Source organism: Novosphingobium sp. FG137 (genome assembly GCF_057809735.1).
Map to the genome: position 1 here is coordinate 540,626 of NZ_JBMDKN010000003.1, position 14,611 is coordinate 555,236.

General features: G+C 66.3%; 12 protein-coding genes. 2 read left to right on the forward strand and 10 right to left on the reverse strand.

Annotated features, from left to right (window positions below):
* The first annotated feature begins 100 nt into the window (after positions 1-100).
* Complete coding sequence (locus tag ACODS2_RS11955; protein WP_488999003.1) at positions 101-1,327, forward strand: MFS transporter; 1,227 nt, start codon at positions 101-103, stop codon at positions 1,325-1,327.
* Positions 1,328-1,330: 3 nt separating this feature from the next.
* On the opposite strand, the gene ACODS2_RS11960 is transcribed toward ACODS2_RS11955, so the two are convergent.
* Genes ACODS2_RS11960 through ACODS2_RS11980 form a run of 5 tightly spaced genes read right to left on the reverse strand, consistent with a single transcriptional unit; the run spans position 1,331 to position 6,796 of the window.
* Positions 1,331-2,341: a Rieske 2Fe-2S domain-containing protein gene (locus ACODS2_RS11960; RefSeq protein WP_488999004.1), complete on the reverse strand. Its 1,011-nt coding sequence runs from the start codon at positions 2,339-2,341 to the stop codon at positions 1,331-1,333.
* A complete protein-coding gene (locus ACODS2_RS11965; protein ID WP_488999005.1) occupies positions 2,338-4,029 on the reverse strand; it encodes a GMC oxidoreductase in 1,692 nt (563 codons plus the stop codon). The genes ACODS2_RS11960 and ACODS2_RS11965 overlap by 4 nt, the downstream gene beginning before the upstream one ends.
* A complete protein-coding gene (locus ACODS2_RS11970) occupies positions 4,029-4,628 on the reverse strand; it encodes a gluconate 2-dehydrogenase subunit 3 family protein (RefSeq protein ID WP_488999006.1) in 600 nt (199 codons plus the stop codon). The genes ACODS2_RS11965 and ACODS2_RS11970 overlap by 1 nt, the downstream gene beginning before the upstream one ends.
* The gene (locus ACODS2_RS11975; RefSeq protein ID WP_488999007.1) at positions 4,625-5,683 is read right to left on the reverse strand and encodes a sugar phosphate isomerase/epimerase family protein; all 1,059 of its coding nucleotides are present in this window, start codon (positions 5,681-5,683) and stop codon (positions 4,625-4,627) included. Before ACODS2_RS11975 ends, ACODS2_RS11970 begins: the two co-directional genes overlap by 4 nt.
* A 12-nt stretch (positions 5,684-5,695) precedes the next feature.
* Positions 5,696-6,796, reverse strand: a complete 1,101-nt coding sequence (locus ACODS2_RS11980) for a Gfo/Idh/MocA family protein (protein ID WP_488999008.1) — start codon at positions 6,794-6,796, stop codon at positions 5,696-5,698.
* Between the two features lie 110 nt (positions 6,797-6,906).
* Between ACODS2_RS11980 and ACODS2_RS11985 the strand changes: the two genes are divergently transcribed.
* Positions 6,907-8,544 carry a family 43 glycosylhydrolase gene (locus ACODS2_RS11985; protein WP_488999009.1) on the forward strand — a complete coding sequence of 546 codons (1,638 nt, stop codon included), beginning with the start codon at positions 6,907-6,909 and terminating at the stop codon, positions 8,542-8,544.
* Between the two features lie 4 nt (positions 8,545-8,548).
* On the opposite strand, the gene ACODS2_RS11990 is transcribed toward ACODS2_RS11985, so the two are convergent.
* The 5 genes from ACODS2_RS11990 to ACODS2_RS12010 form a co-directional block, all read right to left on the reverse strand.
* Positions 8,549-10,939, reverse strand: coding sequence for a glycoside hydrolase family 3 C-terminal domain-containing protein (locus tag ACODS2_RS11990; protein WP_488999010.1), 2,391 nt, complete (start codon positions 10,937-10,939; stop codon positions 8,549-8,551).
* Between the two features lie 4 nt (positions 10,940-10,943).
* Complete coding sequence (locus ACODS2_RS11995; protein WP_488999011.1) at positions 10,944-11,321, reverse strand: C-glycoside deglycosidase beta subunit domain-containing protein; 378 nt, start codon at positions 11,319-11,321, stop codon at positions 10,944-10,946.
* Between the two features lie 14 nt (positions 11,322-11,335).
* Entirely contained in the window at positions 11,336-12,343 is a 1,008-nt protein-coding gene (locus ACODS2_RS12000; RefSeq protein WP_488999012.1) for a sugar phosphate isomerase/epimerase family protein, read from the reverse strand.
* 120 nt (positions 12,344-12,463) lie between these two features.
* Positions 12,464-13,813, reverse strand: coding sequence for an MFS transporter (locus ACODS2_RS12005; RefSeq protein ID WP_488999013.1), 1,350 nt, complete (start codon positions 13,811-13,813; stop codon positions 12,464-12,466).
* A complete protein-coding gene (locus ACODS2_RS12010; RefSeq protein WP_488999014.1) occupies positions 13,806-14,585 on the reverse strand; it encodes a TIM barrel protein in 780 nt (259 codons plus the stop codon). Before ACODS2_RS12010 ends, ACODS2_RS12005 begins: the two co-directional genes overlap by 8 nt.
* Between the last annotated feature and the right edge of the window lie 26 nt (positions 14,586-14,611).

Consider the following 14,611-nt stretch of genomic DNA (forward strand, 5'->3'; position numbering starts at 1 on the left):
TCTATTATGACCACGTCTCGCCTATGGTCAAGCTCAGCACGCAGGGTATCACGGGAATGACAGCCCGCCTGTGGGACAAAAATTGTTTGGGGAGAATATCTTGGCAAACACATCGACGGCCGCGCGCACCGCCGGGCCGCAAGCAGGTCTGGCGCAGGGGCTGACAGTCATCATCGCAGGCTTCCTGCCGATTCTGGCCATTGTCACGATGTTTCCGGCGATCCCCGCGATCATCGGCCACTTCGCGCCGACCGATCCGACCGCGCCGACCAAGGTGCCCTCGATGGTGACGGCACCCGGACTGACGATCGCACTGGTAGCGCTGTTTGCCGGGCTGATGGTCGACCGCTTCGGGCGGCGCACCTTGCTGCTTGTCTCGACCTTCTTTTACGGCCTGATCGGCGCGGCGCCGTTCTTCTTCGAAAACCTCGATACGATCTATGCCTCGCGCCTGCTGCTGGGGCTGTGCGAAGCGGTGATCCTCACCACGGTCAACACGCTGATCGCCGATTACTGGCCCGATGAAGGCCGCCGCAAGTGGCTGGCGTTGCAGGGGCTGGTCGGGCCGGCGCTTTCGTCGGTGATGATCTTTTTTGCCGGCACGATGACGGCGTGGCGGTGGAACGGCATCTTCCTGCTCTATCTCCTCGCGGTGCCGATCTGGGCGGCGATGGTGCGCTGGATGTTCGAGCCTTCGAGCGACGCGACCGTGCGCATGATGCTGGGGATGGACGAGAAGGATACGCAAGGGTTCCCGTGGAGCGCCATGCTCGGGATCGCGGGCCTCACGCTGTTTTCCTCGGCGATCTACTATGTGTTCATCGTCAATGGCGCGACCGTCTGGCAGGAACTGGGCGTGACCGATCCGCAGAGCATCGGCCAGATCACTGCGCTGCCCACGCTGTTCATTCTGGCGGGCGCGAGCCTGTTCTGGTGGCTTGGCGCGCGCGGGGTCGGCTCGCCAGTGCTGATCGCGATCTTCCTGAGCTTCCTTGGCGCGGGGCTCGCGGTGATGGGGCTGGCGTATGACTGGAAGGGCATGATCCTGGGCATGGCGCTGCAGCAGACGGGCGCGGGCATGGCGATCCCGACGCTGATCGCCTGGGCGCAGAGCCAGCTGCCCTTTGCACACCGCGGGCGCGGCATGGGGATCTGGACCGCGACGTTCTTCTTCGGCCAGTTCTCCTCGCCGCTGCTGGTGAGCGTGCTGCGCGGCGCGATGGGCACGATGCAGGGCGCGTTTCTCGTTGCGGGGATCGTCAGCGCGGTGGGGGCGGCGCTGCTGCTGGTGGTGCTCTCGGGTTCGGGGCGGAAAGTGGCGGCCTGACGTTCAGGCCGCCGCTCCCTCCTCCGCCTTGCGCCGCTGCATCAGCGCGCGGCGGGCGCGGATTGCGCCGGCGTCGGTCTTGAGGATGGCGGGGCGCGCGTCCCAGAAGTCTTGATTGCCGAGCGCGCGCTGGGCGGCCTCGATCATTGGCTCGTCTTCTTCGACGAAAACGCGGCGCGCCATTTCGGCGGCCTGCGGGTTATCCTCGTGATCGTAGAAGTAGTGCGAAGACGTTTCCGTCTCGGGCGTAATGATGTGCGGGTTGATCATCGGCGGGACGATCAGATCGGCGCGCTGCGTGCCCGCGCGGGCGAGGCCGACGGTGAGCGCCATCGCGGCGGGCGCGTGCCAGCGCGTGTGGAGCCACTGGTCGATCTTCTGGCCCGGCTCCAGCATCGGCTTGGACCATTCGGGCGCTTGCGCGTCGGTCATGTCCCAATTGTTCCAGATGGCGCCATCCTCGTCCTGGCGTACTGTCTGGGCTCCGTGGAAGATCGAGCCGTTGACGCCGAAGGTCTCGATATGGAGGAACTCGGCGTGGGTCAGGTCCATCAGGTTGTCGGTGATGAGCTCGTAATTGCCCTCGATCCGCAGACAGCCGCGATGCATGCCGCGATCCGCGTCAAGGAAGCTGAAATCGGGGATCTTTGAAGGGTCGGCTAGTGCGGGATCGCCGGGCCAGAACCAGAGGCCGCGATGCTTCTCGACGATCGGCATGGCCGGCGCGCTGACATGCGCGGGCGGACCATCGGGGAAGGGTGAGTGAACGCAGGTGCCCGTGCCATCGAAGCCGAGGCCGTGGTAGCGGCATTGCACCGTATCGCCCACGCGCTTGCCCATCGAGAGCGGCACGAAGCGGTGCGGGCAGCGATCGGCGATCATCGCGTAAGTGCCATCGCCGTTGCGCCAGATCAGCCATGGCTTGCCGAGCAGGGTGCGCGAGAACAGGGCGTCACCCGCGATTTCGTCGGTCCACGCAGCCATGTACCAGACGTTCTTCACATAACTTGTCATAGGGCACTCGATTTGAGGAGCGAGACCGCGTGGGCAGCGGCGCGGGCTGTGAGCGCCATGTAGGTGAGCGAGGGGTTCTGGCAGGCGGACGAGGCCATCTGCGCGCCATCGGTGACGAACAGGTTGGCCACGTCGTGCGCCTGGCTCCACTTGTTGAGGACGGACGTCGCCGGGTCATTGCCCATGCGCGCGCCGCCCATTTCGTGGATCGCGGTGCCGCCGGGGCCGGGGCGGTCGAAGCCGAACATCACATGGCCGCCCGCTTTGGTCAGCATTTCGGCGGCATCGGCCTTGGCCTGCGCCAGCGCGGCATTTTCCTCTGCGCCGAACGCGAAGTCGATGTGGAGCTGGGGGATGCCGTTGGCGTCCACCTTCGTGCGGTCGAGTGTGAGGCGATTGGTGGCGCGCGGCACGCAATCGGCAAAGCCGACAAGGACCATGCGCCACGGACCGGGTTTGCGCAGGCTGTTCTTGTAGTCCGCGCCGATCCCGGCTTCGCGCTTGCCGGCGGTCCAGGTCGATTGCAGCGCGCCGCCCTGGAACGAGAAACCGCGCGTGTGGCCCACGCCGTCCATGGTTTCCATGTTGCGGTAACGCGGGATGACCGCGCCGGTTGGGCGGTTGCCGAAGCTGGTCCAAGCCTCGAAGCCGGGCATGATTGCGGCGGCGGAGAGCGTGTTGGCGTGGTCCATGATGTGGGTGCCGAGCACGCCGCTGCTGTTCGCAAGCCCGCCGGGCATGGCCTCACTGGCCGAGTTCAGCAGGAGATGGACCGAATTGAATGCACCGGCATTGAGGAAGATCAGGCGCGCGGTGGCCTGATGCCGGGTCTTGGTCTTGCTGTCGATCCAGCGCACGCCGGTGACTTTGCGGGTCTTGGGATCGTAGTCCACGTGTTCTACCGCGGCATCGGTGATCAGAGTGAGGTTGCCGGTGGCTTGGGCTGCCGGAAGCGTGCTCGATTGCGTAGAGAAATAAGCGCCGTAGGAGCAGCCGCGCGCGCAGATCGAGCGGCTTTGGCACAGGCCCCGCCCGTCCTTTTCGGCGGTGAGATTGGCGGTGCGGCCGATGGTGAGGCGGCGTTCTGGCCATTGCGCCATGATCCGCTCGCGCACCGCCTGTTCGACGACATTGAGCGCGAAGGGCGGCTGGAACTTGCCGTCCGGGAGCTGGGGCAGGCCTTCCGCCGCGCCTGAGACGCCAATGAACTCTTCGACCTTGTCGTACCACGGGGCGATGTCGGCATAGCGGATCGGCCAATCGGTGCCGTGGCCGTCGCGTTTGTTGGCGCCGAAATCGTAGTCCGACCAGCGATAGCACTGGCGGCCCCAGGTGAGCGAACGCCCGCCGAGCTGGTAGCTGCGGAACCAGGTGAAGGCGGTGTCCGCGCCGGTCTGGTAGGGGTTTTGCGCGTCGTTGACGAAGTGGCCTTGCGTGAATTCGGTAAAGTGGCGGTTGAGGCGCTGCACCGCGTATTCGCGGGCATAGAGATCTGCATCGCCCTCGCCCCGGAAGGGCATATCCCACGGGGCCTTGACCTCGGTTTCGTAGTCCACCTGATGCTCGATCTTGCGGCCGCGCTCGAGGAGGAGGACCTTGAGGCCCGCCTCGGTGAGTTCCTTGGCCGCCCAGCCGCCGGTGATGCCGGAGCCGACGACGATTGCGTCAAAATGAAGAGTCTCGTCCATCAGCCGAAGTCCACCGCTGTCCAGTCGCTTGAATAGGCGCGTGTTTCCGCCGTGACGGGCACCTTGGGATCGAACCGGCCGGGGACCAGTTCGTAGTTCAGTTCCTTCGATCCGCCGACTTCGCTGGTGTAGTAGCCGGTGAGGATCAGGCCCTTGATCGCGCGCCATGGGGCGGCGCTTGCGTCTCCCTTGAAGGCGGCGGCATCGAGTGCGGCGAGCGCATCGTGGCGGCGGACGGGGGGCAGGGTGAGCCACTTGGGGCCGAGCTTTGCCTCCAGCCATGCGGCGTGATCGAGGCTGCCATCTGCGCGCATGAAGGGCGCGAAGGCAGGGTTTGCTGCGGGCGGGCGGCGCGTGCCTTCGAGGCCGTGGGCGAGCGCGACGAGGACGAAATCGCCGGTGCCGACTGCGCCTGCGCCGGGGGTATCGGTGGCGGGGATCACGTGATCGGCGACCATGCGCATGAACTTGCGGCGGCGGGGGGAGGGCGCGTCCTTGGGATCGAGCTTGCCCAGAACTGCCGCGCCGCCGGGCACTGCGGCCTGCAACGCAACGAGGGTGGCGGCGCCAAGAAAGCTGCGGCGGCTCCAGCCGGTCATTCGGCGATGCCCATGATGCGGCGATTGAGCGCGCGGTCAGCGCCACCGGCGGCGAAATCATCGAAGGCGTGTTCGGTGACCGTGATGATGTGCTTCGCGATGAAGGGCGCGCCTTCTGCCGCGCCGACTTCGGGGTGTTTCAGCGCGCATTCCCATTCGAGCACGGCCCAGCCGGCGAAATCATTGGCTGCCATCTTGGAAAAGATGCCGCCGAAATCGACTTGCCCGTCACCCAGCGAGCGGAAGCGGCCGGGCCGATCGACCCAGCCCTGATAGCCGCCATAGACACCGCTGCGGCCATTGGGGCGGAACTCGGCATCCTTCACGTGGAAGCACTTGATCCGCTCATGATAGATATCGATGAACTGGAGGTAATCGAGGCACTGCAGCACGAAGTGGCTGGGATCATAGAGAATATTGGCGCGCGGGTGGTTGCCGACGGCTTCGAGAAAACGCTCGAAGGTCACGCCGTCATGTAGGTCCTCTCCGGGGTGGATCTCGTAGGCGGCATCGACGCCGTTGTCCTCGAACACATCGAGGATCGGCTTCCAGCGGCGGGCGAGCTCGGCAAAGGCATCCTCGACAAGGCCAGCGGGCCGCGCAGGCCAAGGGTAGAAATAGGGCCAGGCAAGCGCGCCGGAGAACGTCGCGTGGGCCGTGAGGCCGAGGCGGCGGCTGGCGACAGCGGCGTTCTTGACCTGGCTGACGGCCCATTCCTGCCGGGCGGCGGGCTTGCCGTGGAGTTCGGCGGGCGCGAAGCCATCGAACTGCGCGTCGAACGCGGGGTGGACGGCGACGAGCTGGCCTTGGAGATGGGTCGAAAGCTCGGTGATCGCGAGGCCCTTGTCCGCCAGCATGCCGGTCACTTCGTCGCAGTAGGTCTGGCTTTCCGCGGCCTTGGTCAGGTCGAACAGGCGCGCGTCCCAGCTGGGGATCTGGATGCCCTTGTAGCCGAGGGCGGCGGCCCAGTCGGCGATGGCCTCGAGGCTGTTGAAGGGGGCGGCATCGCCTGCGAACTGGGCGAGGAAGATGCCGGGGCCTTTGATAGTTTTCATGGGGCGTGGTCCTCAGACGGTAAGCGGGGTCCAGCCAGAGCGGGCGGCGCTGGCGCGGACGGCGGTGTCGATGAAAGCCATCGAGCGCAGCCCCTCGGCCGCGCCGGGCAGCAGCGGGGCGCTGCCGCCGCGCAGCACTTCGGCGAAATCGCGGTAGAGGTTGGCGAAGGCTTCGAGATAGCCCTCCGGGTGGCCGCCCGGCGTGCGGGTGCGGCGCGCGGCATCGGGGCCGAGGAGGCCGGTTCCGGCGCGGATACTCTCACTGCGGCCATCAAGGTGGTGGAGCGTGAGCGTGTTCGGCTCCTCCTGCCGCCACACGAGGCCGCCCTTTTCGCCATAGACGCGGATGCGCAGGCCATTGAGTTCGCCGACTTCGATCTGGCTGGCGAGAAGCACGCCGCGCGCACCGTTTTCGAAACGGAGGAGTACGGAGCAATCATCATCGAGCTGGCGACCCGGCACGACCGCGCCGAGATCGGCGAGGAGTTCGGTGACATGGAGGCCGGTGACGAACTCGGCGAGCTGGAACGCATGGACGCCGATATCGCCGATGCAGCCACCAGCTCCGGCGCGCGCGGGATCGACGCGCCATTCGGCCTGCTTGCCTTCCGCCGGGCTGGCGAGCCAGCCTTGCGGGTATTCGACGACGACCTTGCGCACGGTGCCAAGCGTGCCTGCGGCAATCCGCGCGCGGGCTTCGCGGACCAGCGGATAGCCGGAATAGGTATAGGTGAGGGCGAAGGGGAGGCCCGCTTCGGCCACCGCGACGGCCAGTTCGCGCGCTTCATCCAGTGTCGCGGTCATCGGCTTGTCGCTGATCACGGGAAAGCCGGCGGCGAGCGCGGCGCGGGCCGAGGGGAGATGATCGTGGTTGGGCGTGACCACCGCGACGAACTGCGCGCCGTCCACCCGCGCGCGTTCGGCGGCGAGCATTTCGGCGAGGCTTCCATAAGCGCGGGCGGGATCGATGCCATAGGCGATGCCCCCGGCACGGCTGCGTGCGGGATCGCCTGAGAATACCCCGGCGACCAGTTCGATCTCGCGGTCCAGTTCTGCCGCGATCCGGTGCACGGGGCCGATAAAGGCACCCGGGCCGCCGCCGATCATGGCCATGCGCAGCCGACTCAAGACTGTTTCTCCCCGACTATTTGTAATGGCCGTTCTAATTTGTTAGAGATCAGTTTTCAAGCGTTGGATAGAACATCAGAAGGGAGAACGTGTCGATGGGTGGCTTCGAGGTGGATCGGCGTTCGCTGTTCGCGCTGGGCGGGGCGGCTATGACGGGAGCGGCCCTGCCGGTGGGTGTTAACGCTGCCGTTCCGGGGCGCATGGCCAAGACCGCGCCGCAGTGGGGACGGGGCATCGAGGGGCAACGCAAGGCGGATCTGGGCAATGGCTGGTTTCGCAATCCGGTGCTCGCGGGTGATTATCCCGATCCTTCCATCCTCAAGGACGGGGAGGATTACTACCTAACGCATTCAAGCTTCGATGCCGCGCCGGGCCTGCTTGTCTGGCATTCGCGCGATCTGGTGAACTGGGTGCCGGTGGGGCCCGCGCTGGCGCATCCAGCGGCAATCGGCTTTGCGGTCGATCTGGTGAAGCACGCCGGGCGCTATTTCATCTACATCCCCTTCATCCCCGCGCCGTGGTCCGACAAGGTGAAGGATGCGCCGCAGATCTGGGTGATCCATGCGGACAAGATCACCGGGCCGTGGAGCGAGCCGATCGACCTTGGCATTCGCGGCTATATCGATCCGGGGCATGTCGTGGGCGAGGACGGCAAGCGCTATCTGTTCCTTTCGGGCGTGGCGCGGGTGCAGCTTGCGGACGACGGGCTTGCCGCGGCGGGTCCGGTCAGCCAAGCGTTCGATGGTTGGAAGTATCCCGACGAATGGGTGACCGAGGCCTATGCGCTGGAGGGGCCAAAGCTGATGCGGCGGGGGGACTGGTTCTACCTCGTGACGGCAGTGGGCGGCACGAGCGGGCCGCCGACGGGGCATATGGTGACGGTCGCGCGGTCGAAGTCGGTTCAAGGGCCGTGGGAGAATTGCCCGCACAATCCGATCATTCGCACGAAGGATGCGAGCGAGGCTTGGTGGTCGCGCGGGCATGCGACGGCGGTCGAGGGGCCGGGCGGGCAGTGGTACTTCGTCTACCATGGCTATGAGAACGGCTATCGCACGCTGGGGCGGCAGACCTTGCTGGAGCCCTTTGCGTGGACGGCGGATGGCTGGCCCCGCGCGCTGGGCGGCGATCTTTCGCGCGCGCTGCCGATGCCGGGCGGGAAATCGGGCGCACCGCATGGGATGGCACGGTCCGATGCGTTTGCATCATCCTCGCTCGGCACGCGCTGGACGGCCTATGGCGCATCGCCGGATGAGGCGGCGCGGATCGCGATGGGGGGCGGGAAGCTGGTGCTGCCGGGCAAGGGCGGCGGTCCCGGCGATGGCAGCGTGCTGACGCAGATGGTGGGCGACCGGGCCTACGAGATCAGCGTGACGGTGGAACTGGAAGGGGAAGGCGAAGCGGGGCTGCTGTTGTTCTACAACCGGCGGCTGTTTCTCGGCATGGGCATCACCGGCTCCGGCATGACCAGCTATCGCGGCGGCATGCCGATGTATTGGCGCGAGCCAGCGCCGGCAGCGCGCACGTTGCATCTCCGGATCGTCAACGAGCGGCAGATCGTGACGTTCTTCTACAGCACCGATGGCGAGCACTGGACGCGCCATGGCGTTCGCTCGGAAGTCTCGGGCTACAACGCCAACACGATGGACGACCTTGCCAGCCTGCGGCCCGCGCTGTTCGCTTCGGGCAAGGGGCAGGGGGTGTTCCGGGACTTTCGCTATCGCGCGCTGGACTAGGCGTTCAAAGGCCGATGTCGGGGAGGCTTGCCGCATCGAGGTGCAGGGCAAAGCCCGCGTCCTGCGCATGGCGGGCGATGCGGATGTAGTGCGGGGCGGGAAGCAGTTCCCAGCCCAGCTCGGCCCAGATCATGAAACGGCGGCGCGGGAGCGGGATCGTGACGAGCGCGGCATGGCCAGGTTCGACCAGGACTTTGGCAAAGCCGATCAAGGTCGGCTCCGGGGCATCCCGGTAGACCTGCACCACTTCGGCACCAGCGCGGGCGGAGAGGTTGGTGACGGTGACCAAGACGCCCTCTGCGGTGACGACCGGATGCGACCATTCGAAGCGCGCGTAGCCTTGTCCGGCGCCCAGCGTGTGGCGCGCGGACTTGCCTGCTGCGATCACGCCGCGATAGCCGATGCGCGTGCCGTCGCTATAGGGCAGCGCGCCATCGTGCTGGGGCTGGAGGTCATAGCCGGGATAGTCCCCTTCGGCCTGCGCGATGGTGACGGGCATACGGCCGCCGGGTTCGCAGTCTCCGGCCAGTACGCCCGCGAGCGCAGCGGCGAAGCCTTCGCCGGGATACCATGTGGCAAGATGCGCAGTGGCGGCGTCTTCCCACGAAGCATCGTAGGCGTGGCCGACATTGGTGACCACGGCGACGCGGGTATTGGCGGCGGTGACGCGGGTGATAAGCTCGAGTTGACCGGGGGCGAGGCGGGTGCCTGCGCGGTCCTTGCTTTCAACCGAGCTGTCCGAGGTTTCGCCGACGATGAGGACGACCGCATCGGCTGCGCGCGCCGCGGCTTCCGCGGCGGCCAGCAGTTCCTCGCCGCTGCCGGGCGCGCGGATGCCGTACCACAGGCCGTGGACGCGCGCGGCGGCGAAGGTGAATTCTACCGTGACGGTGACGCACTGGCCCTCGGCGAGATCGACCGGGGCGCTGGCGCTGTCGCCCGCCTTGAGCACGCCCATGGTATCGCCCGGGGGGCAATCGGTGGTGGCAAGCACTTCGCGGCCATCGACCAGCATTCGTGAAACGCCGGTGGCGCCGAGGTGGAAGCGGTGCGTGCCGGATTTCTCCGCAGTGAAGCGCCCCGAGGCGCGGATCGAACCGCCTGCGGAGAAGCGGGCCTGATCGTGCATCCCCGCGAACCAGACGAGCGAATTGGTATCGCGCGTCTCGCAGGTGAGCGGCTCGCCGCTGCAATCGGGGCTGGCGAAGTATTCGAGGCTCATGCCGCTTGTGCAGCCGTCACCGATATCCTGCGCAGGGGCGACAGGCATGAAGGGCAGGCGCGGGGCAGGATCGACGCCGGGTTCGAAGAGGACCGTGCAATGTGCGCCGAAACGGGCGCGGATTGCCTCGATGGGGGAAGCAAGGTCAGGGCGGACCGAGATCTTGGCGAACGTGCCGCCCTGGAAGCAAGGCGCGGCGGCATTGGGGCCGATGACGGCGAGCGTCTTGAGGCGGGCTGGATCGAGCGGGAGCAGGGCGGCCTCGTTCCTGAGGAGGACCATGCCGGCGGCGGCGGCTTCCTCAAGCAGCGTGGTGACGGTGTCTTCGGCGAGGGGCTTGGACTTTGCGCCGGTCACGCGCCTGGCGGCGTTTGCGACGCGGGCGGCGGCATCGTGAACGCGGGCTTCGGCCAGCGCGCCTTCGGCAACCGCACCGGCGGCCTTGGCGCCGAGGAACCGCGCGGGGCCGGGCATTTCGAGATCGAGCCCGGCGGCAAGCGTCGGCGCGGTGGAATGGGTGCCGAACCAATCGGACATGATCACGCCTTCGTAGCCCCACTCGCCCTTCACGACTTCGGTGAGGACGTGGTGCTGTTCGGCGCAGTAGCTGCAGTTGACGCGGTTGTAGGCCGCGAGCATTCCGGCGCAGCCCGCGCTTGCGGCGAATTCGAAGGGGAGCAGGTAGACCTCGCGCAAGGTGCGCTCGTCGACTACGACGTTCATCGTGTCGCGCGCGGTTTCGCTGTCGTTGCAGACGAGGTGCTTGGCGCAGGAGCCGGTGCCGGTGGACTGAAGGCCGCCGATCCAGGCCGCGCCCAGCACGCCGGCGAGGAGCGGGTCTTCCGAGAAATATTCGAACGCGCGCCCCGCGAGCGGGCTGCGGGCGAGGTTGATGTTCGGGGCGAGCACCATGTCGATCCCGCGCCCCACTGCTTCCTGCCCGACCAGTGTGCCGATGCGGCGGGCAAGGTCGACATCCCAGCTTGCCCCCAGCGCCGTGGCGCAAGGAGAAAGCCGGGCGATATCGCGTTCATCGACCTTGCCGCTGGCAATGCCCATCGGCCCGTCGCTCATGGTGAACGATGGGATGCCGGCTTCGGGCACGGCGGGCGTTGCCCACATCGCTGCACCCGCCGTGAGCAGGGCGGCCTGATCGAGAGTAAGCTGTGTCATGCGCTCAGGCGGCCAGCGCCAGAACCTTGGTGTCCTTCGTTGTCGGCACGAAGGGCAGGTAGGACACGCGCATGCGGACGGCGAATTCGATCTTGTGATCGCCTTCCGGGAGACCGCCCGGCTTCATCGCGATGATCTTGGCCTTTTCGCCGAAGTTCCAGCGGTCGTCGTAGACCGTTTCCATCTGATCGAGCGTGTAGGTCTTGTCGCGAACGTGGAAGCGCACGTCGGCGCGGGGGATGAGGTCTCCGTCGAGGGTGATCTGGATATCCTCGATCATCGAAAGGCCGAGCCCGCGGTAGTAGGGGAGGCGGCCGTAGAAGGCGAAGCCCTTGTCGGAAGTTTCGAGGCTGCCCTCGACGATCATCTTGTTGTCCATCATGGCACTGGATCCTTTCAGGCTGCAGCGCGAAGCTGGGGGGCGGGCTCGCCGAGGAGCGAAGCCAGCATGACCTGCTGGCGGCGAACCTGCTCGACGCTGTCGGGCTCCATGAAGTCCTCGATCCAGCGGTTGCCTTCGTATTCGGAGCAGATGTAGCCCTCGTAGCCGCCCTGCTGCAGGACCTTCACGATCTCGTCGTAGGGGATCGAGGGTTCCACATAGTCTGCGGTCATCTCGTAGAACTTGCCGTGCACGTTGTGGATGCGCGGCATGTAATCGAGCATCCGCTTGGGCTCGAACGCGGCGTTGTGGCGCAGCGTTTCGGCCATGCCGATGGCGGGGCCGACGCCGCCCATCTGCTGGACGTTGAGGATGACGTATTCCGAAAGAACGCGGTCGGCGTAGGCTTTCTCGATGTAGTCGGCGATATTCTGCGGCACACCGATGCGAAGGAACTTTTCCTTCCACACCGGCGGGAAGGCGTGGAGGAACATGCCCATGTCGGGCAGGAAGCCCAGCGCATCCGAGCCCGATTTCTCGAAGGCTTCGGCGTGGCGGATGATCCACGGGTGATCGAAGTGCAGCGGTGCGTGAACCTCGATGAGGATCTTGATGCCCTTTTCCTCGGCATAAGGCGCGGCGGCGACTAGCACTTCGGGCGCGATCGAGACGAGCGCGCGGATGTACTTCATGCCGAGGCGTGCGCCGAACTCGATGTCCTTGCGCACGCTGGCGACCTGCTCGTCGAAGGGCATTTCGCGGCCCTTGTAGCGCTTGTAATCGAGCATGAAATCGTGGCTGACGGGCACGCAATCGTACTTGGCAATGAGCTGGTGCCATTCGGCAACCGCAGCATCCTCGACGCCGACTTCGGGCCAGCCCCAGAAGGTCTGCTCGCCGATGATCTCGATGCCCTTGGCGCCCATTTCGGCGCAAGTGCGGATGCAATCTTCAAGGGTCATCTTGCCCTGAAAGGTCTCGTTCTGAAAGCTGTACAGGCTTACGCCGCGTTGGATCGGCATCGTGCTGTCTCCCCTGGGCAGCTGCCAAAGCGCTGCCTTGATTGTGTTCCGGAACCGCGTGGCTGCCTGCGATTCCCATGAAAATATTAGAACGCTAATTCTATTAATGACCCTGCGAAGTCAAGGGGCCAAAGTGCCAAGCCGGTCGCGCCAGGTCCCGTCCATCGGCCAGAACCACACGACTCCGGCCTGCAGCGCGAGGAGCCCGCCGGCGACGAGGAAGTAGGCGCTGCGGATATCGCTGCGAGCGGCGTCACTCACCGCGTCGGGCTGATAGCCCGCCCAGGCGAGGACGAACGCGCCCAGCGCGCTGCCCACCGCCATGCCGACCTTGGTCGAGGTGCTGATGCCTGAGGATAGCAGCCCTTCGTGGCGCACGCCGAACAGCGCCTGATGATAGTCCGCCGTGGCGGCAGCCATCGAGAAGATCCCGGTGATCGTGACCGAGGTGACGATGGAAAAGGCAAAATAGGGCAGCAGCAGCGGCGGCACCGTGAGGGCGCCGATCTGCCAGTCCGCCGCATGATCAAGCCCGGCCATCGCGGCAAGAAGCGCGAGCGCGAGCACGACGGCGCCGATGCAGCCCTTGCGGATGCCGGTGCGCGCAAGGATCGGCGGGGCGATGAAAGCGGCGAGGAGCAGCCCGCCCGAAACCATCGGCAGCATGACCGGGATCAGCCAAGGCTTCTGCACCACGTCCTTTGCGTAGAAGATCGTGAGGCCGAGCATCGCGCCGAAGCGGATGAAATAGAGGAGGCAGAAGCCGAAGCAGACGGCCCACGCGCGGTTGCGCAGCATCTGGCCGATGGCGGGCAGCGCGCGGAAGGCGGATGCTGGCGCTTCATCGGCAATGCGTTCGCGGCAATTGCGGAACAGCATGGCCAGCGCGAAGAGCGAGAGGGCGCCGAACAGCAGCGTTACGGCGAAGAAGCCATGTGCCTCGTTGCCGCCACCAAGCGCGCCGACCAGCGGCATCGTGGCAGCGGTGCCGAGGATCACACCGACCGAAGTCCCGATCGAGCGCCAGCCGCCGAGGCGCAGGCGGTCTGCCGGATCGTCTGTCATCATCGGCATGAGCGCGGTATAAGGGATCGAGCCGAGGCTCATGATGATCCCGAGCGCCTTGAAGGTGAGGAAGGCATACACGAGCTGCGCGCTCTGGCTCCAGTGCGGCACGCTGAAGGTGGCGATGAAGACCGCGACGTAAGGCACCGCAGTGAAGAGGAAATAAGGTCTGGTTCGGCCCCAGTGGCTGCGCGTCTTGTCTACCGCAATCCCGACCAGCGGATCGATCACCGCATCGAGCAGGCGCGCGACGAGGAAGATCGTCCCCACCGCCGCCGCCGGAAGCCCGACGACGGTGGTGTAGTAGTAGAGCAGGAACGCGCCCGCCATGTTGTAGGCCAGGCTGTAGCCGAAGTCGCCGAAGCCGTAGCTCGCCCGCTCGGCGAGCGAGAGCCGGTCAGACACCGAGCGCCGCCCGGCTGGCCGCGAGCGAGGCCGCCGCGTCCAGCGTCGGCCGGTACTCGAGGCCGAGTGCGCCGGAATAGCCAAGATCGCGCAGGGTGCTGATCGCGGCCGGCCAGTCGATGGTGCCGGTGCCGGGCTCGTTGCGGCCGGGGCTATCAGCCACCTGCACATGCTCGACGAGGTGGATGCGGCCGGCGAGCACTTCGCGCATGTCCTCGCCCATCACGTGGCTGTGATAGACATCGTAGAGCAGCTTGAGGCGCGGGCTGCCCACGGCTTCGATGATATCGAGCGCGAGGGTCGTATCGACGAGATACATGCCGGGGTGCTCGACACGGTCGTTGAGCGGTTCGAGCACGAGGGTGACTTCGGCGGCTTCGGCGAGGTCAGCGGCGCGGCGCAGGACCTTCACGGCCTCGGCCTTGTGCTCTTCGGGCGAAATGCCTTCGCGGGTAAAGCCTGAAGCGACGATCAGCGGCGGCGAGCCGACGGCTTTCGCAGCGGCCAGCGTATCGGCGACAGCCTGCAGCATTTCCTCATGCTGCGCAGGGTCGACGATCGACCGGCGCGGATCGACGCAGAAGCCGGTGAGCGTGACGCCGGTTTCATCGAGCGCGGCGGCGAGGCCAGCCATATCCCCATCGACGAGCTTGTCGCGCCAGAGGTGGAATTCGGCGTGTGAGAGACCGGCGGCCTTCGCGGCGCGGACCCGGTCTGCAAGTGTGTCATTACCTTCGGCAAACTGCCATTCGATGCAGGCGGACAAATCCATGTCCGGTCTCCTTTTTCGATCGGCTG

Excerpts from the sequence above, each read along its gene's own strand:
- ACODS2_RS11960 (WP_488999004.1), bottom strand. The coding sequence starts at position 2,341 with ATGACAAGTTATGTGAAGAACGTCTGGTACATGGCTGCGTGGACCGAC.
- ACODS2_RS11965 (WP_488999005.1), bottom strand. The coding sequence starts at position 4,029 with ATGGACGAGACTCTTCATTTTGACGCAATCGTCGTCGGCTCCGGCATC.
- ACODS2_RS11970 (WP_488999006.1), bottom strand. The coding sequence starts at position 4,628 with ATGACCGGCTGGAGCCGCCGCAGCTTTCTTGGCGCCGCCACCCTCGTT.
- ACODS2_RS11975 (WP_488999007.1), bottom strand. The coding sequence starts at position 5,683 with ATGAAAACTATCAAAGGCCCCGGCATCTTCCTCGCCCAGTTCGCAGGC.
- ACODS2_RS11980 (WP_488999008.1), bottom strand. The coding sequence starts at position 6,796 with ATGGCCATGATCGGCGGCGGCCCGGGTGCCTTTATCGGCCCCGTGCAC.
- ACODS2_RS11985 (WP_488999009.1), top strand. The coding sequence starts at position 6,907 with ATGGGTGGCTTCGAGGTGGATCGGCGTTCGCTGTTCGCGCTGGGCGGG.
- ACODS2_RS11990 (WP_488999010.1), bottom strand. The coding sequence starts at position 10,939 with ATGACACAGCTTACTCTCGATCAGGCCGCCCTGCTCACGGCGGGTGCA.
- ACODS2_RS11995 (WP_488999011.1), bottom strand. The coding sequence starts at position 11,321 with ATGATGGACAACAAGATGATCGTCGAGGGCAGCCTCGAAACTTCCGAC.
- ACODS2_RS12000 (WP_488999012.1), bottom strand. The coding sequence starts at position 12,343 with ATGCCGATCCAACGCGGCGTAAGCCTGTACAGCTTTCAGAACGAGACC.
- ACODS2_RS12010 (WP_488999014.1), bottom strand. The coding sequence starts at position 14,585 with ATGGATTTGTCCGCCTGCATCGAATGGCAGTTTGCCGAAGGTAATGAC.